Below are 21261 nucleotides of genomic sequence, written 5' to 3'. Positions count from 1 at the left end.
AAAAATCCCTGTAGGAGCGAGCTTGCTCGCGAAGGTCGTCAACGATAACGCGTGCCTTCTGGGTAGACGCGTTGCCCTTGAGTTTTTCGCGAGCAAGCTCGCTCCTACAGATAAGTGATTACTTCCACCAATATTCGACTTGCACACCAAAATTCGAACCATGCCGCGCCGTGCCGTAGCTGCCGGTGTCGGACAACGCGGACCCTGCCGCCAGTTCATTCGCCGCACGCTTGGCCGCTTCGTTCCAGGTCGCGTAGGTGTAGTACAACCGCACTTCCGGCCGCGCCCAGAAATCCGGGCCTTTGGGCGACCAGGTCGGGGCGAAGGTAAATTTGCTCAGCTTGCGCGTGCCACCGGTGGCTTCGACCTGATCATGACCGAGTTCGGTGACCAGTTTGAACTGTTCGGAAATCGCATAGGCCGGGCGCACACCCAGCGACATCCAGGTCTGATCCTGGCTGCCCGGGCGAATATCCTTCTGGTAAACGGCCTCGATCTGCCCGCCAAAGCGCGGGGTCACTTGCCAGTCGAAGAACTCCACCGCGCGGTAGCTCTTGCTGCTTTTATCGAGGAACGTATCGCCGGTGTAGCCGAGGCCGGTGCCGGGGCCTTCGCCGTACTGCAGGGCAAACTTGTTGCGCCCGCCGAGGAAGGGTTTCTGCACATGCTGGGCGGTAATGGCCCAGCCACTGTTGGTATCACGACCACCGGCTTTTTCGATGTAACTCAAGCCCAGTTCCAGCTCACCGCCGGGGTTGGTCTTGAAGCCGGCCACGTTGAAGTCGTGACGGGTCGCATATTCCTTCTGGTACAGGTTGTCCTTGCGGGACAGTGCATAGCTGTACTTCAGGTCGCCGATTTTCACGTCCTCGATACCGCCGCCCGTGGCGCTCTGGTTCCAGTAGTAGAAGTCGGAGATATGGATGTCATTTCGTTTGTAGTAGCGCCGGCCGGCCCACAGCGAACCGCCGTTGAGGCTGGGGATGTTCGACCACTGCGCATACATCTGCGGCATGCGTGCCGAGCCGTTGTCTTCGCCCTGGAACTTCAGCGCCCGGTCGTACTTGTTGTACAGCGAGGCCATGGCATCGACGCTGAACACCGAGCCGTCGTCGAGGGTCAGCAGGTCCTGGCGCAATTCGAGTTCGGCGTACTGCTCGCACTCGTTGCCCAGGCGGTATTTGGATTGTGCACCCGGCAACTGGAAGCACTGCTGCTTGCCACTGCCGGTTGAATTTCCTGCGCCGCTACGCAAGTAGCCGGCAAATTCCAACGCCTGAGCTGCCATCGGCAAGGTCAGGCAGGATGCAACGAGGCCCAGCTTTATTGTTGTTTTCATGAAGCACTCCGATATTTTTATTATGTTTTTTTGAAGCCCCCTGCGCTCCCACGCAGAGTTTTAACGCGCCACATCCCGTAGCAGCTGTCGAGCACCAGCGAGGCTGCGTTGGCCGCACCGCCGCAATCACGCCAGGCGCAGACATCGAGTCGCGCCTGACGCAGCCTCGCTGGCGCTCGACAGCGGCTACGGCCTGGATTTGGCGTCTCAGTCCTTGAGGTGCAGCACAAACGATTCATACGGGCGTAGCGAGACCTGGCTCGAACGCTGTGGGCAGTCGTCGTAGTTGCTGATCAGCAGACGTTGCTCACTCGCCGCCGTCAGCAGGCCATCGGGCAATTCGATCTGGCACGGTGTGCCGTAGAAATTGTTCAGCACCAGCAGGCGCTCGCCGTGGCCTTCGCGCAGGTACGCCCAGACCTGGGTGTGCTGGGGCAGCAGTTGGCGATAAACGCCTTCCTGAATCAACGGCTCGTGCCGACGCAGTTCGATCAGCGCGCGGTAGTGATGCAGTACCGACTGCGGGTCATCCAGCTGGCTTTGCACGTTGATCTGCGCGGCGTTGGCCGGGATGCCGATCCACGGTTCGCCACGGCTGAAGCCGGCGTTTTGCTCGGCATTCCATTGCATCGGCGTGCGGCCGTTGTCGCGGGATTTCTGCATGATCGCCGCCATGCTCGACGCTTCGGACTCCCCCGCCTCGCGCTTGAGCCGGTAGATGTTCAGGGTCTCGACATCCCGGTATTGGTCGATGGTGTCGAAGCCCGGATTGGTCATCCCCAGCTCTTCGCCCTGGTACACAAAAGGCGTGCCCTGGAGGAAGTGCAGCGCAGTCGCGAGCATCTTCGCCGAGACCACCCGATGTTCGCCGTCATCACCAAAACGCGAGACCACCCGCGGCTGGTCGTGGTTACACCAGAACAGCGCATTCCAGCCGCCACCGGCCTGCATGCCGAGCTGCCAGTCAGAGAGAATCTGCTTGAGTTGCAGGAAGTCGAAGTCGGCCGCGACCCACTTTTGCAGGTTCGGATAATCGACTTTCAGGTGGTGAAAGTTGAAGGTCATCGACAGTTCTTTCGACTGCGGACTCGAATAACGAATGCAGTGCTCAAGGCTGGTGGACGACATCTCGCCGACGTTGATCAGGTCATGCCCTTCGAACACTTCGCGATGCATTTGCTGCAGGTATTCGTGCACGTTCGGGCCGTCGGTGTAAAAGCGTCGGCCGTCGCTGTTATCTTCCGGGAAATCCGCCGGTTTGGAGATCAGGTTGATCACGTCCAGGCGGAAACCGCCCACGCCCTTGTCGCGCCAGAAGCGCATCAGCTTGAACACTTCGGCGCGCACCTTGGGGTTGTCCCAATTCAGGTCGGCCTGGGTGTGGTCGAACAGGTGCAGGAAGTACTGGCCGGTTTGCGCCTCGTATTCCCAGGCCGAGCCGCCGAACTTGGATTCCCAGTTGTTCGGCTGGTCGCGCCAGATGTAGAAGTCGCGGTACGGGTTGTCGAGACTGCTGCGGGCCTGCTGGAACCACTCGTGTTCGATGGAGGTGTGGTTGACCACGATGTCGAGCATCAGCGTGATCCCGCGCTTGGCGGCTTCGCTGATCAGCAGGTCGCAATCGGCCATGGTCCCGTAGCTCGGGTCGATGGCGTAGTAGTCGCTGATGTCGTAGCCGTTGTCGCGTTGCGGCGAGCGCAGGAACGGGGTGATCCACAGGCAATCGACGCCCAGCCACTTCAGGTAATCGAGCTTGTCCACGATGCCAAGCAGGTCACCGGTGGCGTTACCCGCGTGGCTATGAAAGCTTTTTGGGTAGATCTGGTAGATCACCGAGTGTTGCCAGTTTTGCATGGTGGGTTCCTTCAATTTGAAATGCGATCAACTGTGGGAGCTGGCTTGCCTGCGATAGTGGTAGGTCAGGCGACCCTGTATCCAGGCCGAACAATCTTCATGCTCAACGCACAGGTCAGGACAAACGGCACGACAATCGCGACGACCATGCCGATGACAAAACTTGGGATGTATTGCGGGATGATCGAGATGAACCCGGGCAAGCCACCCACGCCAATGGCCGAGGCCTGGACCTTGTTCAATGACAGGAAAATACTGCCCAGCGCCGAGCCGGTCAGCGCGGCGTAGAACGGAAACTTGAAGCGCAGGTTGACCCCGAACATCGCCGGCTCCGTGATGCCGAAGTAGGCGGAAATCGCCGAGGTGGAGGCCATGCTTTTGTCCCGCGCATTGCGGCTCATGTAGAACACGCCGAGCGCCGCGCTGCCCTGGGCCAGGTTGGACATGACGATCATCGGCCAGATAAACGTGCCGCCCTGGGTGGAGATCAGTTGCAGGTCCACGGCGAGGAACATGTGGTGCATGCCGGTGATCACCAGCGGTGCGTACAGCAGGCCGAAAATGGCGCCGCCGACCATGGGCGCCAGGTCAAACAGAGTGACCACGCCTTCGGTGATCAGGATGCCAAGGTGACGGGTCACCGGGCCGATGATCGCCAGCGCCAGCACGCCAGTGACGACGATGGTGGTGATCGGCACCACCAACAATTGAATGGCATTCGGCACCCGTGCCCGCAGCCATTTTTCAATCACGCTCATCACGTAGGCGGCCAGCAGGATCGGCAGGATCTGGCCCTGGTAACCAACCTTCTCGATCTTGAACCAACCGAAAATATCGAAGTACGGCAGGCTCTGGCCATCGAGGCCGGCGACCGCCTTGCCGTAGTTCCAGGCGTTGAGCAAATCGGGGTGCACCAGCATCAGGCCGAGGACGATGCCGAGGATTTCACTGCCACCAAAGCGCTTGGCCGCCGACCAGCCCACCAGCGCCGGCAGGAACACGAACGAGGTGTTGGCCATCAGGTTGATCAGGCTCCACAGGCCATCCAGGTTCGGATAGGCGTCGAGCAAGGTCTTGTCCGCGATGAACATGCCCTTGGCGCCCATCAGGTTGTTCACCCCCATGAGCAAACCGGCAATGATCAGCGCCGGCAAAATCGGCATGAACACGTCGGAGAACACCCGCACCAGGCGCTGCATCGGGTTTATTTTGTCGGCGCTTTTCTGTTTCACGTCCGCGATGGTCGACGCGGCGAGGCCGGTTTGCTCACGCAGGGCGGCGTAGACCTTTTCCACTTCGCCAGGGCCGATCACGATCTGGAACAGGCCGCCGGTGAAGAACGAACCCTTGACCAGGTCGACCTGGTTCAACTCGCCGCTGTTGACCAGGCTCGGGTCTTTGAGGGCCAGGCGCAGGCGGGTGACGCAGTGGGCAGCTTGCTCAAGGTTGTCGCTGCCACCGAGGTTCTTGAGAATCTCGCGGGCAATATTCGGATAGTCGTGGCTCATGATGGGTATCCACTTTGGTTTTTTTTATTGGGCGGTCATAGGCAGCACGCCGAGGCCAAAAGTACTCGTCTGTACGAGTTAAAGCAATAACTCGTATGTACGAGTTTGAAAATGATTAATTTTCTGTTTTTTGAGTCAGAAAATTCCGAGTTCTACAATGGGTTGCATGGACAAACCCCACCGCTGCCACTAAGGTTCCTGCCTTGAACGCCAACGCGGCACAGAGCCCTCCCCCATGAGTAAATACAACCAGATCTATACCGATCTGCTTGCCAGCATCACCACCGAACGCCTGCAACGCGGCACGCGCCTGCCCTCCGAAACCGAACTGATGGACGCCTACCAGGCCAGCCGTGGCACGGTGCGCCGGGCGATCGAGCAATTGCAGGAGCGTGGGTTCGCGCAAAAAATCCATGGCAAGGGCACGTTCGTACTGTCGCCCAACCCCATCGAATTCCAGCTCGGTGGCATCGTCAGCTTTCGCGAGACCCATGCCGCCCTCGGTGATGACGTCAGCACCGAAGTGGTGGAGTTCAGCCAATTCCCCCTGGAAGGGCCGCTGATGCAACACATCGAAGCCGAAGCCGGCAGCCTGATAACCCGGGTCAAACGGGTGCGGCGGATCGATGGCAAACGGGTGATTCTCGACATCAACCACTTCGTCGCCGACCTGATACCGGGGCTGGATCGGGAGATTGCCGAGCAGTCGATCTATGCGTTTATCGAGCAGACGCTGCAGCTGCAGATCAGCTATGCCCAGCGCACCATCGAAGCGCTGCCGCGGGGGAAGGACGACCAGACACACCTGGACCTCGAAGGTCAGAGCCATGTGATCGTGGTGAGCAACCAGACGTTTTTGCAGGATGGACGGCAGTTCGAGTACACCGAGTCGCGGCATACGCTGGATAAGTTTTACTTTTCGGATATTGCGCGGCGGTGAGGGAACAAAGAATTGGGTGACTCATTGATTGTCCCGTCGCCGCACCACCCGATTATTCAAGCATCCCCATCCATCATATTTGCACCAACAAATGCAGTGCGAGCGCAAACGGTCAGATTGCTTGGTCCAAAGCCTTTCAAAAGTTTTTTGATGGCTCAGACTTGGATATAAATAAAGCAACAGAAAATCTTGTGGCTGTTCCTGGGCATAGAGGACCACATCCGCAGAGTTATCATCAGTACGTATATGGTAGCCTAGATGACGCTACACGTGGACTAATCCCAAATACACCACAGTATAAAGACGCAGTGTTTAATACCTTGATAAAATCAAGGCTGAAGCAGTAACACCCGGCAGCGCCGTCAACAAGTGGCTCACGAGTGACTGACATGAAATACTACTTATTGCGAGAAGATACAAACATTAACAATAGATGGTACTTAGGCAGCATCAAACACTGCAACAACTGGTTCTTTACAGACCCACCGGTAGAATATATGGAACCTAGCACTTATGAAATTGAAATGCAAAGTGATGGCGTTGCTCTAGACTTCTCCCTGGCTGGATACGCCTCCGTTCCTATCATCAGTCATAAAGCAAAAAAATCACTTATCGGTATTTCCGATTTTGATGAACCCTTCAGGCACGTCGTACTTGAGCCTGCGAAAGTCGCAGGCCACCAAGATGAATTTTATGTAATGATTGTGGAAACACAAATCGACTGTGTAGATGAGACACGCTCTATATTTGAAAAATACAAATCAGATGATTCAGTCCGCCCAGACAGGGCAGGTGAGTATAGAGTTTTCTTGAACCTTGTTATTGACCCAGCAAAGGTTAATGGGGAAAATATTTTTCGAATCAAAAAACACCTAGGCGCTCTAATCGTCAGCGAAAAAGTCAAGCTTAGAATGGAGCAAACTGGTGTGACAGGCGCTATCTTTGAAAGTGTAGACGGGGAGAATACTGTCGTTTGCTAGATGGCAATTTATTTCCGCCTATAACAGTCAGCTCGCAAAAGACCATCGGCGAATTTGCCTGGCAGGTCGGCAGCATTGCGACTGAAGGCGACGGCGGTGCAAAGAGTGGCGTGACCAGGAAGTGGATCAAAGGATAACGGTAGATGGCCGAGCCGCTTGAAAGCGTTGGATGAGGCAGTGTCTTCGGCCATCGCCAATGGTTCAGGGCAGGCGAAGATGAATGTCAGACTGGAGTTACTAAGAGGGCGTGGAAATTGAGAGACGAATTTTTTCAATCATTGATCGATAATCTAGGCGAACCAAACTCGCGTCGAGAAGTGCCCAAGTCAAGTATCGACAAGTATCGCTCGATATTACCCAAGGCCCTGCTTGGTTATTGGCAGAATGAAGGTTGGTGCTCTTATGCTGATGGGCTGTTCTGGATTGTAGATCCGGAGCCATACAAGGCGACGCTCGATATGTGGCTGCAGGGCAGTGGCTTGGCAGAAGTCGACAACTATAATGTGATCGCCAGGGATGCATTTGGTTCGTTGTATGCATGGGGTGAGCGTTACCAGCGCAAAATTACAATATCAAGTCTAGCGGGCGGTATTGTTGCGCTGAAGAACCAATTGAGTAAGCCCAACCCGGTCCCGGATAGAACGCTGGGTATATTCCTTGGTTCTACCACTCGAGAAAGTCTCGACTTCGAGGACAATCTAGGCAAGCCGCTGTTCCAGCGCGCACTGGCAAAGCTTGGGCCAGTTGGCGCAGATGAGATGTACGCATTCGAGCCTGCCCTTTGCATTGGAGGAAAGGCTGACCTGGAGCATATGAAAAAGGTGGATATCCATGTTCACCTGATGATTCTTGATCAATTACGACGTTGAATAAGATTCAATAAAAATAACTATTCCGTTCGCAACAGGATTAATTGTGGAATTAACCAGTACTCATCATGGGTCTAAAGGAAAATGGTGCATGATGGGCGGTTGGCTTGGGACGGTGTACTCAGCAGAGGAATAGCTAAATGATTCGCGCACCATTAGAGTAGATAAGCTACTGGTCTGAGTGGATTGAGTACAACGACGATTACATAAAAAAGAATCTGTAGCCGCTGATAACAACTCAGATGACCAGGCTTACGCCACCCAATTCCAATTTACACTTGCTCAGAAATACTGGCACCAAATCCTGCGCAAATACTCTTCCGGATACCCAATTACTGACTTGGCGCATTATTTCCCCGGCCTGTTAGAAGCGCGGGAAGAAGCTGAGCGTCTCGGGGCAGCAGTGTGGACTGCAGAGCAGCAATTTACCTGGCACTACTGGCGCTTCAATTACGACCACTACATCATTTGCTTCTGGCTGGTCGGCTTGGCACTCGCCCTCGAAATTCCAAACGAGCAATGGCATCGCTTGCAGGCCTTGATCGGCAATGATGGCGAAGATGTACTGCTTGATCGGATCATTGTCAGCCGCAGCCCAGACCGCTAGATAGGAACCGTGCTTCTCTACCCCAAGCCGTATGGTCGTTTGTTGAAGGCCGTGGATGCCCCTGCAGACTCTCAGGCACGGCTGCTCAAAGCCTTTGTTGAACACTGGTACCAGGCGCCAAATCCGCATCAGACCCGCAGGCGGTCAGCTATCGGCATCCTTATTGGTATACCTATGGCGACCAAAACTTTGAAGGCGGGGCTTATTTTGGCCGTTGGTGTGTAGAAGCCTTGGCCGCAGTAGAAGCCTTCGGAGTTGATGACTCGCCATGTCTAACTCAAGAGCATCATCGCCGATGCCGGCGATGGGGGGAATAAGGTGCTTTGCACCCGTCATTCCTCCCGCCCTCACGTGTTTACGACTTGAAGCGCCCCACCAGCCCGTTCAGCTCACTCGACAGACGCGAAAGCCGGCCCGAGTCTTCCTGCGCAGAACTGGCAAGGCTCTCGACCAGTCGCGCTTCGTCGTAGATCTGTTGGATATGCCGGTTGATTTCTTCGGCGACGCTGTGCTGCTCTTCGGCTGCGGCGGATATCTGCAGGTTCTGATCCCTGATTTCATTCACCGACAGCTGGATGCCTTCAAAGCTTTCACGTGCGTTTTCAATAGCGGGCACGCTGGCGCGTGACTACAAATGATTGTTACTGCAAGGATGGCGCTCACTCGGAGAACCAGTGACTGCCGCGCGGCCCGGCGTCAACAGGATCAGCGCTACCCTGAAAAGGCCCCATGCATGAACTGCTTTAGCGGTGAGCACACACCCACTGCCATAATTGAACCTCGCTGAACCGCCAAGTGGTTGCCACTGATGCCATCCTGACCGAGGCTGCCAAAAGTCACTGACCTGCGGGGATATTCAACGAACGAGGAAAGAGGTCTTTGCGCGGAATTTCAGGGGCCACCCACATAATGCGACTCTTTAATAAGCAACAATAAGCCCTTATCGCGGGCATGAAAAAACCGGCAAAAGCCGGTTTTTTTCATGCCTCGCTGTGGGTTCACTCCCACTCAATCGTCGCCGGCGGCTTGCTCGACACGTCATACGTAACGCGCGAAATACCTTCGATCTCATTGATGATACGACCGCTGACCGTCTCCAGCAGTTCGTACGGCAGGTGTGCCCAACGGGCGGTCATGAAGTCGATGGTTTCCACCGCACGCAGGGCCACAACCCAGGCGTAACGGCGGCCATCGCCGACCACGCCAACCGATTTCACCGGCTGGAACACTACGAACGCCTGGCTGACCTTGTGATACCAGTCGGCCTTGCGCAGTTCTTCGATGAAGATGTGGTCGGCGCGGCGCAGCAGGTCGGCGTATTCCTTCTTCACTTCACCGAGGATCCGCACGCCCAGGCCCGGGCCCGGGAAGGGGTGGCGGTAGACCATGTCGTACGGCAGGCCCAGTTCCAGGCCCAGACGGCGGACTTCGTCCTTGAACAGTTCGCGCAGTGGTTCGACCAGCTTGAGGTTCATTTCCTCAGGCAGGCCGCCCACGTTGTGGTGGGACTTGATCACGTGGGCCTTGCCGCTCTTGGCGCCAGCCGACTCGATCACGTCCGGGTAGATGGTGCCCTGGGCGAGGTACTTGATGTTGTCCAGTTTGTTGGACTGGGCATCGAATACGTCGATGAAGGTGCGGCCGATGATCTTGCGCTTCTTCTCCGGGTCGGACTCGCCGGCCAGGTTGTTCAGGAACTGATCTTCAGCGTTGGCGCGGATCACCTTGACGCCCATGTTCTCGGCGAACATGGCCATCACTTGCTCGCCTTCGTGCAGGCGCAGCAGGCCGTTGTCGACGAAGACGCAGGTCAGTTGGTCGCCGATGGCCTTGTGCAGCAGAGCCGCAACCACGGAGGAATCCACACCGCCGGACAGGCCCAGCAGGACGTTGTCGGTGCCAACCTGGGCACGGACGTTGGCGATGGCGTCTTCAGCGATCTTCGACGGGGTCCACAGGGCTTCGCACTGGCAGATGTCGAGGATGAAGCGCGACAGGATGCGACCGCCTTGCTTGGTGTGGGTCACTTCCGGGTGGAACTGCACGCCGTAGTAGCCGCGCTCGTCGTTGAACATGCCGGCAATCGGGCAGCTCGGGGTGCTGGCCAGGATGTGGAAGTCTTCCGGCATCTTGGTGACCTTGTCACCGTGGCTCATCCATACGTCGAGGCCGAACAGGCCGTCGGCGTCGATATGGTCTTCGATGCCGTCCAGCAGGCGGCTCTTGCCGACCACGTCGACACGGGCGTAACCGAATTCACGCAGCTCGGAACCTTCAACCTTGCCGCCCAGTTGCTCGGCCATGGTCTGCATGCCGTAGCAGATACCGAAGACCGGCACGCCCAGGTCAAACACCGCCTGCGGGCAACGCGGGCTGTTGGCTTCGTGTACGGACTCGGGGCCGCCGGCGAGAATGACGCCTTTTGGAGCGAATTCGCGAATCGCTTCGTCGTCCATGTCGAACGGATGCAGTTCGCAGTACACGCCGATTTCACGCACGCGGCGGGCGATCAGCTGGGTGTACTGGGAACCGAAGTCGAGGATCAGGATGCGGTGGGCGTGAATGTCGAGGGCCATGAGATCAGTCTCGTCTAATGAATCAGAAACAACTCGGGGCTGAATAAGACAGCCCCGGTTACTTAACTATTTGCTGGAAGCATCAACCTACGCGGTAGTTTGGCGCTTCCTTGGTGATCTGTACGTCGTGGACGTGGGACTCGGCCATGCCGGCACCGGTGATCCGCACGAACTCAGGCTTGGTGCGCATTTCTTCGATGTCGGCGCTGCCGGTGTAGCCCATCGAGGAACGCAGGCCGCCCATCAGTTGATGGATGATGGCGCTCAGGGTGCCCTTGTACGGAACACGCCCTTCAATGCCTTCCGGTACCAGCTTCTCGGCGCCCGCAGAGGAGTCCTGGAAGTAGCGGTCGGAAGAGCCTTGAGCCTGGGACATGGCGCCCAGGGAACCCATGCCACGGTAAGCCTTGTACGAACGACCCTGGAACAGTTCGATCTCGCCCGGCGCTTCTTCAGTACCGGCAAACATCGAGCCCATCATTACGCAGGAAGCACCGGCGACGATGGCCTTGGACAGGTCACCGGAGAAACGGATGCCGCCGTCGGCGATCAACGGTACGCCAGTGCCTTCAAGGGCCGCGGCGACGTTGGCGATGGCGCTGATTTGCGGCACGCCTACACCTGCCACGATACGGGTGGTGCAGATCGAGCCAGGGCCGATACCGACCTTGACCGCATCAGCACCGGCTTCGGCCAGGGCCTTGGCTGCAGCGCCGGTGGCAATGTTGCCGCCGATCACTTGCACGTCAGGGAAGTTCTGCTTGACCCAGCGAACGCGGTCGATCACGCCTTTGGAGTGGCCGTGGGCAGTGTCGACCACTACCACGTCAACACCGGCAGCCACCAGGGCCGCTACACGGTCACCGGTGTCTTTGCCGGTACCGACCGCAGCGCCTACGCGCAGACGACCTTGATCGTCCTTGCTGGCCAGCGGGTAAGCCTTGGCTTTTTCGATGTCGTTGACGGTCATCATGCCCTTGAGGGCGAATTTGTCGTCGACGATCAGTACGCGTTCAATGCGGTGCTTGTGCAGCAGTTCGCGCACATCGTTCTTGTCGGCGCCTTCCTTGACAGTAACGAGGCGCTCTTTAGGCGTCATTACTTCGCGGACGGTGACTTCAAGACGGTTCTCGAAACGCACGTCACGGGAAGTGACGATGCCGACCAGGTCGCCATCGTGCAGTACCGGAACGCCGGAGATGTTGTGCAGGCGGGTCAGGTCGAACAGGTCACGAACGGTGGCATCGGCCTCGATGGTGATCGGGTCCTTGACCACACCGGCTTCGTAACGCTTGACCTTGCGAACTTCGGCAGCTTGCTGCTCGATGGTCATGTTCTTGTGGATGATGCCGATGCCGCCTTCCTGAGCCATGGCGATTGCCAAACGGGCTTCAGTGACGGTGTCCATGGCAGCGGAAACCAGAGGAATATTCAGCTCGATGCCACGGGTTAGGCGGGTCTTGAGACTGACTTCGTTAGGAAGCACCTCGGAATAACCGGGCACTAGGAGAATGTCGTCGAATGTCAGAGCTTCTTGGCTGATACGCAGCATCGCGGGGGCTCCCGAGCGGGAAAATGGAAGCGCGCCATTATAGTCAGACACCCCCTCGGGTTCAATGTAAAACTCTGACAAACTTGGTAATACTGATAGATGGATGATTTTTGCAGCACTGATCGTTCCCACGCTCTGCGTGGGAACGCCGCTTTGGACGCTCCGCGTCCTGGCCAGGGCGACGCGGAGCGTCACGGGAAGCGTTCCCACGCGGGAGCGTGGGAACGATCACATCGGGTCAAAGCTCGACTTTGACCCAACTCATCTTCTGGTCCAGCCAGTCGGCAAATTCGTCGATAAAACTCTGCTTGAACCCCGCCTCCGCCCAGTTATTGAAGATGAATCCCAGGTTGGAAAAGCCGCACTCCTGCAGGAACAGGAAGCCATTGATGTCGTCTTCATGCCCACACAGCGGGCAGGTGAAGTTATCGGTGTGGCCGGGCATCCAGTCTTCCAGGCTTTCGAACAGGGCTTCGCCGACTTCCTTGAGGCATTCCGGGCAGCCGGCTTCTTCGAGAAAGCCCTTGGCCGGGGTGTAGATGCAGCGCTTGTAGATGATCTCCAGGCCGTTGATCGGCTCATTGAACGGCAGCGCGTCGGGGTACAGCACCACCGCGCGGGCACCGTCGGCCAGGGCGTAGCCCATGCGGTTGCCGGTGCGCCCGCAGGTGGTGAGTTCTTCCTTGACGATGTTCTTGCGCACCAGCCAGCGCACAATCGCCCGGGCACGGGGTTCGTGGACAGGCAAGGTGGAGATCTTGGGGACAAGGATGCTTTGGGAGTTCATGGTGCCTGGGTGTCCTGCGGTGTGGCTTCTAACGCCTTCGCGAGCAAGCCCGCTCCCACATTCGACCGCACTCCTACAGGATAAATGCAGTCGAATGTGGGAGCGGGCTTGCTCGCGAAGAGGCCCTGAAGCCCGGCAGCTTAATCCCTGACACCCACAGGTCAAGTACTCAAATAACGAGCGATCAGTGCAATGCCGCTGGCCAGCACCAGCCAGGTGACCAACCGCACGAACGCCTCGCGGGACATGCGCAGGGTCAGCCGCCGCCCCGCCCACAGCCCGAGCGCCATGGCCGGCAACAGGCACACCGCCAACATCAACAGGGGTAGCTCGGCATACACGCCCGCGATCAGAAACAGGCTCAGGCGCACCACCGTGCTGCAACTGATCAACGCGCTCTGGGTCGCCCGCGCGCCGTCCTTGGGCAAGCGGCTGTTGAGGTAGATCGCATACAAAAAACCGCCGCTGCCGAACAACGCCCCGAACAACCCGCCCACAACGCCCATGGGAATCGCCCAACCGGCCGCCAGTTGCGTGGGCTTGGCCTTCACCGCCAGGCTGTAGATCGCATAGGCGCTGATAAACAGCCCCATCAGCAGCAGCAATAAATCGGAGTGCAGGTTAAGCAGGAAGATCACCCCGAGGATGCAGCCAATCGCCATGCACGGCAGCAGCCTCAATAACTCGGGTTTCACCACATCCCGCCGCGATTGCAGGAGGTTGCCAAAGGCCGCGACAAAATCCAGCAGCACCAGCAACGGGATGATCTTCGACAGCGGCATGAACAGAATCAGGATCGGCCCCGCCACCAGCGCAGTACCAAAACCGGCGATGCCGAACACGATATAGGCCAAAGCAATCGCCACCCCGATCACCAGCCAGTCAACACCGCCAAACGACCAATGACTCAACAGTTCGACCGGGCTCATGAGGTATTCCTTATTGGAGATGGCCATCACTTTAGCCATTGGCGAGGGTTGCGACTAATATCTTCAAAGCTCGTTACCCATCTCGAAAAGGCATGACTTTTGATTTCCACCCGACAGTTGCGTTATTTCGTCGAAATCGCCGAGAGCGGCAGCTTCAGCACGGCGGCCGAGCGGCTGTTTGTGGCGCAATCGGCGCTGAGCCGACAGATCAAAGAGCTGGAAAACCTGCTGCAAACGCCTTTGTTCGAACGCACTGCGCGCCAACCACGGCTAACGGCTGCGGGCGAGGCGTTTTACCCACGGGCGCGCAACCTGCTGGGCGAACTGCTCAAGGCCAGTGAAATGGCAACGCAAGTGGGCAATGGCCAACTCGGCACGCTGCGGATGAGCCATTCGAGCACCGTGCCGATGAGTGGCCGCCTGCTGCGCGGCATCGGTGCCTGGCTGGAGCAATGCCCCGGCGTGTCGATGGACATCGCCAAACTGTCCTCCGAAGCCCAACTGGAAGAAATCGCCGACGGTCGGCTGGAGGTCGGGCTGTTGCGCTTACCGGTGCTGCGCCAGCGCGAAGGCGTGCGCATCGTGCCTTTATATAGCGAGCGGCTGTTGCTCGCCGTGCCGCCGAATCACCGGTTGGCCGGGCACACATCCGGTATCGATTTGGCGCAACTGAAGAACGAAGCGTTTATTTCGATCCCTCACCCCCAGCGCGGAGGGCTGAGTTACCTGTCAGCCGAGTTGTGCATGCGTGCAGGATTTTTCCCCAAGGCCGCCCGGGTGATGTCGCGCAAGACCACGCAGTTGCAGCTGATCCAGGCCGGATTCGGGATCGCCCTGCTGCCGGAGTCGATGCGGGACATTGCGCCGGCCAACGTTCATTTTCTGCCCTTGGCCGATCCCGATTGCCAAAGCACCGTCGCCCTCGCCTGCCAGCAAACGCCGAGCGCGCTGGTGGAGCAGTTCTGTCAAACCCTGCACGAATGCCTATAAACTGCCGCCCATGATTAAAGATCCCTTTGCCCGTCTGGGCCTGGACCGCGAAGTCCTGACTGTCAGCCAGCTCAACGGCCGTGCGCGGGTGTTGCTGGAAGACGTGTTCACCAATATCTGGGTCGAAGGCGAGATCTCCAACCTCGCCCGCCCGGCCTCCGGCCACGTGTACTTCACCCTCAAGGACAGCGGCGCCCAGGTGCGTTGCGCGCTGTTCCGGCAGAACGCCGCACGGGTGCGCCAGGCGTTGAAAGACGGCCTGGCGGTGAAGGTACGGGGCAAGGTCTCGCTGTTTGAAGGCCGTGGCGACTATCAGTTGATTCTCGACACGGTGGAGCCCGCCGGTGACGGCGCATTGCGCCTGGCCTTCGACGCACTGAAGGAAAAACTCAGCGCCGAAGGTTTGTTCAGTGCCGAGCGCAAGGTGCCACTGCCCGCCCACCCACGGCGCATCGGGATTATCAGCTCGCCCACTGGCGCGGTGATTCGCGACATCATCAGTGTGTTCCGCCGCCGGGCACCCAACGTGGAACTGACGTTGATCCCGACGGCCGTGCAAGGTCGTGAAGCGGTCGCGCAAATCGTCCGTGCACTGAAACTGGCCGATGCGCGAGGCTTCGACGCGCTGATCCTGGCCCGTGGCGGCGGCTCGCTGGAAGACCTCTGGTGCTTCAACGAAGAAGCCGTGGCCCGCGCGGTGGACGCCTGCGTGACCCCCATCGTCAGCGCCGTTGGCCATGAGACCGATGTGTCGATCAGCGACTTCGTCGCCGACGTACGAGCGCCTACCCCTTCCGCCGCTGCCGAGCTGTTGGCGCCGGATTCCAGCCACCTGACTCGCCAGGTAGAGAATCTGCACCGCCGCCTGGTGATGCTGATGCGCAACCGCCTGACCCATGACCGCCTGCGCCTGGAAGGCATGGCCCGTCGCCTGCGTCACCCGGGCGAACGCCTGCGCCAGCAAGCCCAACGCCTCGACGACCTGGACATGCGACTGCGCCGCGCCTTTGAGCGCAACCTGAATACCCGTCGTGAACGGCTGATACGCCTGGAAACCCGCCTCGCCGGCCAACACCCAGGCCGCCAACTGGCCCTGTTGCGCCAACGCCTGGACAGCCTCGCCGAACGCCTGCCCCGCGCCATGCGCGAAGGCCTCAAGGCCCGTCGCCTGCAACTGCAAAGCCAGGTGCAGACGCTGCACGTGGTCAGCCCGCTGGCTACTCTCGGACGCGGCTACAGCATCCTGCTCGACGAACGCGGCCAGGCGATTCGCAATGCCGCGCAAACCCACACCGGCCAGCGTCTCACCGCGCGCCTCGGTGAAGGCCAATTGCAAGTGCGGGTGGAAGACAACCACCTGACACCCGTCACCCTCTCGTTACTGGATTGATTGATGCCACGCTTCTTAAGTTTGTTGATGCTGCTGTGCCTGACCTTCAATGCCCACGCCGACAGCTACATCACCCGGCTGCTGAACAAGCCGGTGCCCGGTGGCGTCGCGGTGGTCGACCTCGGCACCTCGGCGACTGCACCCAAAGCCACCTACCTGAACCGGCCGGTGCTGGTGGTGAAGGAACAGAACAACTGGCTGGCGATTGTCGGTATCCCGCTGACGGTCAAACCCGGCACCCAGCGCATCACCAGCGGCAGCCAGAACCTGCCGTTTGTGGTGGGGTTCAAGAAATACCCCGAACAGCACATCACCCTGAAGAACAAAAGCCAGGTGAACCCGGACCCGGCGCAACTCAAGCGCATCGAAGGCGAGCTGGCGGTCCAGCTCAAGGCCTACCGCAGCTTCAGCCCGAACACGCCAAGCAACCTGCTGCTGGACAAGCCGGTGAACGGGCCGCTGTCGAGCAAGTTCGGCGTGCGACGTTTCTTCAATGGCGAGGAGCGTAATCCGCATTCCGGCCTCGACTTTGCCGTGGGCGCCGGCACGCCGATCAAGACCCCGGCGGCGGGCAAGGTGATTCTCACCGGTAACTACTTCTTCAACGGCAACACCGTGTTTGTGGACCATGGCCAGGGCTTTATCAGCATGTTCTGCCATATGTCGAAGATTGATGTGAGCGTGGGCCAGCAACTGGCCCGTGGTGCGGTGGTGGGCAAGGTCGGTTCCACCGGCCGGGCGACCGGGCCGCATATGCATTGGAACATCAGCCTGAACGACGCACGGGTGGACCCGGCGATCTTTATCGGCGCGTTTCAGCCCTGACGTTCGATTGCGCACCCGGCAACGGGTGCGCAAACAAAACAACCATGAGCACAACTCTCAACCATAAAATCTCGTTTTCCGCACCAATAGCAGAACTTCTCTCAATTTTTTCCGACTGCTTGCCATCTTTCACCCCGGCGGTTAGGGTTGGACCTATGAAAACCTCTCACACCCTCATTCAGCTCCGCCAGCACCGCAGCCTGTGCCTAGTCAGCGCACGACTGCCAGGCTGAATCGATCTGCCTCGTCTTCTGCTTTTCCCCCAATAACAGTTTTACGGCAGGCCGCCTTTTTTCGGCCCTTAAACAAAGGATTTCCCGATGAGCATGCTCAAAGACCCGTCTTCGAAATACCGCGCGTTCCCGACTATCGATATCCCGGACCGCACCTGGCCGTCGAAGACCATCACCGCCGCGCCGATCTGGTGCAGTTCCGACTTGCGCGACGGTAACCAGTCGCTGATCGAACCGATGGACGCGGTGAAAAAGCTGCGCTTCTGGAAGACCTTGGTCGCCGTCGGTGTAAAGGAAATCGAAGCCTCCTTCCCTGCTGCATCGCAAACCGATTTCGACTTCGTGCGCACCCTGATCGAAGACAACCACATCCCCGAGGACACCACCATCCAGGTGCTGACCCAGGGCCGTGAAGACTTGATCGCACGCACCTTCGAATCCCTGCGCGGGGCGAAGAAAGCCATCGTTCACTTGTACAACGCCACGTCGCCGTCGTTCCGCCGCATCGTGTTCAACCAGGACAAGGACGGCATCAAGGCCATCGCGGTCAACGCGGCCAAGCTGTTCGTCAAATACGCCGCCCAGCAGCCGGAAACCCAGTGGACCTTCGAATACTCGCCAGAGACCTTCAGCGCCACTGAGCTGGAGTTCGCCAAGGAAGTCTGTGACGCGGTGATCGAGGTCTGGAACCCGACGCCTGAGCACAAGGTGATCCTCAACCTGCCGGCCACCGTTGAATGCGCCACCCCGAACATCTATGCCGACCAGATCGAGTGGTTCGGTCGCCATATCAACCGTCGTGACAGCGTGATCATCAGCCTGCACACCCACAACGACCGTGGCACCGGCGTGGCGGCTACCGAGTTGGGCCTGATGGCCGGCGCCGACCGTGTCGAAGGCTGCCTGTTCGGCAACGGCGAGCGTACCGGTAACGTCGACCTGGTGACCGTGGCGTTGAACATGTACACCCAGGGCCTCGACCCTCAGTTGGACTTCTCCGACATCGACGGCATCCGCAAAGTCGTCGAAGAGTGCAACCAGATCCCGGTGCACCCGCGTCACCCGTACGTCGGCGACCTGGTTCACACCGCGTTCTCCGGCTCCCACCAGGACGCAATCCGCAAGGGCTTTACCCAGCAGAAAGACGATGCCCTGTGGGAAGTGCCGTACTTGCCGATCGACCCGGCGGACATTGGCCGCAGCTACGAGGCAGTGATTCGTGTCAACAGCCAGTCGGGCAAAGGCGGCATCGCCTACCTGCTGGAGCAGGAATACGGCATCAGCTTGCCGCGCCGCATGCAGATCGAGTTCAGCCAGGTGGTACAGGCCGAAACCGACCGTGTGGGCCTGGAGATGACCGCCTCGCAGATCTACAGCTTGTTGCAGCGTGAATACCTGCAAGCCAACATTCCTTACGCGCTGGTCAGCCATCGCTTGCAGGAAGAGAACGGCAACAGCTCGGTGGAAGTTGAAGTCTCCGGCAAAGGCCAGGGCGAAACCAATCTGCGCTGGCATGGCAAAGGCAACGGCGCCCTGGAAGCGCTGGTGGCCGGGCTGCCGATTGGTGTGGAGATCATGGATTACAACGAGCACGCGATTGGTGCCGGCACTAATGCCAAGGCCGCTGCTTACATTGAGCTGCGGGTGAACGGTGAACGTCCGGTGCACGGCGTGGGCATTGATGAGAACATCACCACGGCGAGCTTCAAGGCAGTGTTCAGCGCGCTGAACCGTTCGTTGAGCCAGCTGGAAGCGAAAGCGGCGTAAACACTAACCGCTGAAATGCAAAAGGCCCCGGGATGAGAATCCAGGGGCCTTTTTTATGATCGTTCCCACGCTCCGCGTGGGAATGCAGCTCGGACGCTCCGCGTCCCGAAGCGTGACGCGGAGCGTCACAAGAGGCATTCCCACGCAGAGCGTGGGAACGAGTTATAAAATCCTTCAGGTGAACTCAAAGCTGTCCGCATCCAGGTTCGCCGGGAAGCGTGTGCGGTACTCCGCCAATTCCGCTGCATCCAGGCACACCTGGAACACGCCGTCCGCCTCCCCTGCGCTCAGCAGGCTTTCGCCCTGGAAGTCCACGACCTGGCTGTCGCCGGTGTAGGCAAATCCCTTGCCGTCCGTGCCCACCCGATTCACCGCCGCCACATAGCACAGGTTTTCGATGGCCCGTGCCGGCAACAAGCGGTTCCAGTGCTGGCGCCGTGCGCCCGGCCAGTTGGCGGTGTACAGCAGCAGGTCCGTGTCCTGGGCGTCACGGCTCCATACCGGGAAGCGCAGGTCGTAGCAGATCAACGGACGAATCCGCCAGCCCTTGAGTTCGAACTGCACCTGGCGTTCGCCCGGGGTGTAGTGGTCGTGCTCACCGGCCATGCGGAACAGGTGACGCTTGTCGTAGTGCAGCACCTCGCCATCCGGGCGCGCCCAGAGCAGGCGATTGCGGTGGCTGCCGTCGGCGGCCTGGATGATCACGCTGCCGGTGATCACCGCGTTGTACTTCTTCGCCTGGACCTGCAGCCATTGATGAGTGGGCCCGTTTTCGGGCTCGGCGAGGGCTTCCGATTCCATGGAGAAACCGGTGGTGAACATCTCCGGTAGCACGATCAGGTCGGCGCCCTCAGCCTGGTCCAGCAGCAGTTCGAAATGCTCCAGGTTGGCCTGGCGGTCGTGCCAGGCCAGGGTGGTTTGCACCAGGGCAATGTTCAAGTTGGGCAGTGCACTCAGATCACGCATAGTTTCTCGGCTGCTTGGCGCAGCGTCTCCTCGCGTTTGGCAAAGCACAGTCGCACCAGGCGCTGGCCTTGCGGTGGGTTCTGGTAGAACACCGAGACCGGGATAGTCGCCACGCCATGTTCGCGGGTCATCCACAGCGACATGGCGACGTCATCCAGGTCCGGGCGAATCTGTGAGTAATCCACCAGTTGGAAGTAAGTACCGGCCACCCGGGTAAAGCTGAAACGCGACGGTTCCAGCAGGTCGCAGAACAGGTCACGCTTGGCTTGATAGAAAGCCGGCAATTCCTCAACGTGCTCCGGGTGTTCGGCCATGAAGTCTGCCAAAGCGTACTGCAATGGGGTCACGCCGCAAAAGTTGACATATTGATGCACCTTGCGCAGCTCGGCGCTGAGGGCCGGAGGCGCAACCACGTAGCCGGTTTTCCAGCCGGTGACGTGGTAGGTCTTGCCGAAGGAGCTGACCACGAAGGCGCGCGGGTACAGCTCTTCGTGGGCCAGCACGCTGACATGAGGCACTCCGTCGAAGACCAGATGCTCGTAGACCTCGTCGCTGACCAGGTAGATGTCGCGGTCGCGGATCAACTCGGCCAACTGGTCCAGCTCGGCACGGCTGATCAGGGCACCCGTAGGGTTGTGCGGGCTGTTGAGGATGATCATGCGGGTGCGCGGGGACAGCGCCGCCTTGATCTGTTCGAAGTCGAGGGAGAAGTCATCCAGGCCCAACTGCACATGTATGCAGCGACCACCCGCCAGCTCAACCGAGGGCTCATAGCTGTCGTAGGCCGGATCGAACACGATCACCTCATCACCGCTGCGGATCACCGCCTGGATCGCGCAGAAGATCGCCTCAGTGGCGCCAGGGGTGATGGTCACCTCGCTGTCGGCATTCACCGTAGCGCCATAGCTGCGGGCGATCTTGGCCGCCACTTGCTGACGCAGTACCGGCAGCCCGGTCATGGGCGCGTATTGGTTATGGCCAAGGGCAATGTGCTTGCCCACCGCGTCGAGCAAACCCTGAGGCCCATTGAAGTCGGGAAAGCCCTGGGACAGGTTGAGCGCACCGGTTTCGGCGGCGAGTTGCGACATGGTGGTGAAGATGGTGGTGCCGACATTCGGCAGCTTGCTGGTGATCATCGGTGCGCCCCTT

The 21261-nt window shown here is 59.0% G+C and carries 18 protein-coding genes and 2 pseudogenes; 10 read left to right on the top strand and 10 right to left on the bottom strand.

Annotated elements, in window-relative coordinates; translation table 11 throughout:
- Positions 1-118: 118 nt before the first annotated feature.
- The 3 genes from ACUN0G_RS04600 to treP form a co-directional block, all read right to left on the bottom strand.
- Positions 119-1339: a maltoporin gene (locus ACUN0G_RS04600; protein WP_445572792.1), complete on the bottom strand. Its 1221-nt coding sequence runs from the start codon at positions 1337-1339 to the stop codon at positions 119-121.
- Between the two features lie 207 nt (positions 1340-1546).
- Positions 1547-3193 (bottom strand): alpha,alpha-phosphotrehalase, encoded by a 1647-nt coding sequence (gene treC, locus ACUN0G_RS04595; protein ID WP_445572791.1) that lies wholly within the window; start codon positions 3191-3193, stop codon positions 1547-1549.
- Positions 3194-3258: 65 nt separating this feature from the next.
- Positions 3259-4701: a PTS system trehalose-specific EIIBC component gene (gene treP / locus ACUN0G_RS04590; RefSeq protein WP_445572790.1), complete on the bottom strand. Its 1443-nt coding sequence runs from the start codon at positions 4699-4701 to the stop codon at positions 3259-3261.
- Positions 4702-4936: 235 nt separating this feature from the next.
- Between treP and treR the strand changes: the two genes are divergently transcribed.
- The 6 genes and pseudogenes from treR (at position 4937) to ACUN0G_RS04560 (ending at position 8414) form a co-directional block, all read left to right on the top strand.
- Positions 4937-5641 (top strand): trehalose operon repressor, encoded by a 705-nt coding sequence (treR, locus tag ACUN0G_RS04585; protein WP_003209636.1) that lies wholly within the window; start codon positions 4937-4939, stop codon positions 5639-5641.
- A gap of 23 nt (positions 5642-5664) precedes the next feature.
- Positions 5665-5988 (top strand): AHH domain-containing protein, encoded by a 324-nt coding sequence (locus ACUN0G_RS04580; RefSeq protein WP_445575518.1) that lies wholly within the window; start codon positions 5665-5667, stop codon positions 5986-5988.
- A gap of 42 nt (positions 5989-6030) precedes the next feature.
- Complete coding sequence (locus ACUN0G_RS04575) at positions 6031-6621, top strand: imm11 family protein (RefSeq protein ID WP_445572789.1); 591 nt, start codon at positions 6031-6033, stop codon at positions 6619-6621.
- Positions 6622-6875: 254 nt separating this feature from the next.
- The gene (locus tag ACUN0G_RS04570) at positions 6876-7490 is read left to right on the top strand and encodes a GAD-like domain-containing protein (protein ID WP_445572788.1); all 615 of its coding nucleotides are present in this window, start codon (positions 6876-6878) and stop codon (positions 7488-7490) included.
- Between the two features lie 292 nt (positions 7491-7782).
- Positions 7783-8097, top strand: a pseudogene (locus ACUN0G_RS04565) (PoNe immunity protein domain-containing protein); the annotation flags it as partial.
- Between the two features lie 104 nt (positions 8098-8201).
- Positions 8202-8414, top strand: coding sequence for a PoNe immunity protein domain-containing protein (locus ACUN0G_RS04560; protein ID WP_445575517.1), 213 nt, complete (start codon positions 8202-8204; stop codon positions 8412-8414).
- Between the two features lie 38 nt (positions 8415-8452).
- On the opposite strand, the pseudogene ACUN0G_RS04555 reads toward ACUN0G_RS04560, so the two are convergent.
- From ACUN0G_RS04555 to ACUN0G_RS04535, 5 genes and pseudogenes are all read right to left on the bottom strand, one after another.
- Positions 8453-8725: pseudogene (locus ACUN0G_RS04555) on the bottom strand (methyl-accepting chemotaxis protein); the annotation flags it as partial.
- 370 nt (positions 8726-9095) lie between these two features.
- Complete coding sequence (guaA, locus tag ACUN0G_RS04550; RefSeq protein ID WP_017134673.1) at positions 9096-10673, bottom strand: glutamine-hydrolyzing GMP synthase; 1578 nt, start codon at positions 10671-10673, stop codon at positions 9096-9098.
- 82 nt (positions 10674-10755) lie between these two features.
- Positions 10756-12225: an IMP dehydrogenase gene (guaB, locus tag ACUN0G_RS04545; protein ID WP_003209646.1), complete on the bottom strand. Its 1470-nt coding sequence runs from the start codon at positions 12223-12225 to the stop codon at positions 10756-10758.
- Positions 12226-12463: 238 nt separating this feature from the next.
- Positions 12464-13012 (bottom strand): sugar ABC transporter ATPase, encoded by a 549-nt coding sequence (locus ACUN0G_RS04540; protein WP_258343897.1) that lies wholly within the window; start codon positions 13010-13012, stop codon positions 12464-12466.
- Positions 13013-13173: 161 nt separating this feature from the next.
- Positions 13174-13941 (bottom strand): sulfite exporter TauE/SafE family protein, encoded by a 768-nt coding sequence (locus ACUN0G_RS04535; RefSeq protein ID WP_445572787.1) that lies wholly within the window; start codon positions 13939-13941, stop codon positions 13174-13176.
- A gap of 99 nt (positions 13942-14040) precedes the next feature.
- Between ACUN0G_RS04535 and ACUN0G_RS04530 the strand changes: the two genes are divergently transcribed.
- From ACUN0G_RS04530 to leuA, 4 genes are all read left to right on the top strand, one after another.
- The gene (locus tag ACUN0G_RS04530; protein WP_445572786.1) at positions 14041-14931 is read left to right on the top strand and encodes a LysR family transcriptional regulator; all 891 of its coding nucleotides are present in this window, start codon (positions 14041-14043) and stop codon (positions 14929-14931) included.
- Positions 14932-14941: 10 nt separating this feature from the next.
- Positions 14942-16321: an exodeoxyribonuclease VII large subunit gene (gene xseA / locus ACUN0G_RS04525; RefSeq protein ID WP_017478671.1), complete on the top strand. Its 1380-nt coding sequence runs from the start codon at positions 14942-14944 to the stop codon at positions 16319-16321.
- A gap of 3 nt (positions 16322-16324) precedes the next feature.
- Positions 16325-17146 carry a peptidoglycan DD-metalloendopeptidase family protein gene (locus ACUN0G_RS04520; protein WP_017478670.1) on the top strand — a complete coding sequence of 274 codons (822 nt, stop codon included), beginning with the start codon at positions 16325-16327 and terminating at the stop codon, positions 17144-17146.
- A 320-nt stretch (positions 17147-17466) separates the two neighbouring features.
- Positions 17467-19146: a 2-isopropylmalate synthase gene (leuA, locus tag ACUN0G_RS04515; protein WP_063032988.1), complete on the top strand. Its 1680-nt coding sequence runs from the start codon at positions 17467-17469 to the stop codon at positions 19144-19146.
- A 174-nt stretch (positions 19147-19320) separates the two neighbouring features.
- Here leuA and ACUN0G_RS04510 read toward each other — a convergent pair whose 3' ends face one another.
- Positions 19321-20112: an amidohydrolase gene (locus tag ACUN0G_RS04510; protein WP_445572785.1), complete on the bottom strand. Its 792-nt coding sequence runs from the start codon at positions 20110-20112 to the stop codon at positions 19321-19323.
- Positions 20100-21248, bottom strand: a complete 1149-nt coding sequence (locus ACUN0G_RS04505) for a pyridoxal phosphate-dependent aminotransferase (protein ID WP_445572784.1) — start codon at positions 21246-21248, stop codon at positions 20100-20102. Before ACUN0G_RS04505 ends, ACUN0G_RS04510 begins: the two co-directional genes overlap by 13 nt.
- Positions 21249-21261 lie beyond the last annotated feature (13 nt).

It is taken from the genome of Pseudomonas sp. 32A, assembly GCF_052682255.1.
This window is presented reverse-complemented; position numbering and strand designations above follow the sequence as displayed.

Coding starts and splice junctions, on each gene's coding strand:
- ACUN0G_RS04600 (WP_445572792.1), bottom strand. CDS start 1,339: ATGAAAACAACAATAAAGCTGGGCCTCGTTGCATCCTGCCTGACCTTG.
- treC (WP_445572791.1), bottom strand. CDS start 3,193: ATGCAAAACTGGCAACACTCGGTGATCTACCAGATCTACCCAAAAAGC.
- treP (WP_445572790.1), bottom strand. CDS start 4,701: ATGAGCCACGACTATCCGAATATTGCCCGCGAGATTCTCAAGAACCTC.
- treR (WP_003209636.1), top strand. CDS start 4,937: ATGAGTAAATACAACCAGATCTATACCGATCTGCTTGCCAGCATCACC.
- ACUN0G_RS04575 (WP_445572789.1), top strand. CDS start 6,031: ATGAAATACTACTTATTGCGAGAAGATACAAACATTAACAATAGATGG.
- guaA (WP_017134673.1), bottom strand. CDS start 10,673: ATGGCCCTCGACATTCACGCCCACCGCATCCTGATCCTCGACTTCGGT.
- guaB (WP_003209646.1), bottom strand. CDS start 12,225: ATGCTGCGTATCAGCCAAGAAGCTCTGACATTCGACGACATTCTCCTA.
- ACUN0G_RS04540 (WP_258343897.1), bottom strand. CDS start 13,012: ATGAACTCCCAAAGCATCCTTGTCCCCAAGATCTCCACCTTGCCTGTC.
- ACUN0G_RS04535 (WP_445572787.1), bottom strand. CDS start 13,941: ATGAGCCCGGTCGAACTGTTGAGTCATTGGTCGTTTGGCGGTGTTGAC.
- xseA (WP_017478671.1), top strand. CDS start 14,942: ATGATTAAAGATCCCTTTGCCCGTCTGGGCCTGGACCGCGAAGTCCTG.
- ACUN0G_RS04520 (WP_017478670.1), top strand. CDS start 16,325: ATGCCACGCTTCTTAAGTTTGTTGATGCTGCTGTGCCTGACCTTCAAT.
- leuA (WP_063032988.1), top strand. CDS start 17,467: ATGAGCATGCTCAAAGACCCGTCTTCGAAATACCGCGCGTTCCCGACT.
- ACUN0G_RS04510 (WP_445572785.1), bottom strand. CDS start 20,112: ATGCGTGATCTGAGTGCACTGCCCAACTTGAACATTGCCCTGGTGCAA.
- ACUN0G_RS04505 (WP_445572784.1), bottom strand. CDS start 21,248: ATGATCACCAGCAAGCTGCCGAATGTCGGCACCACCATCTTCACCACC.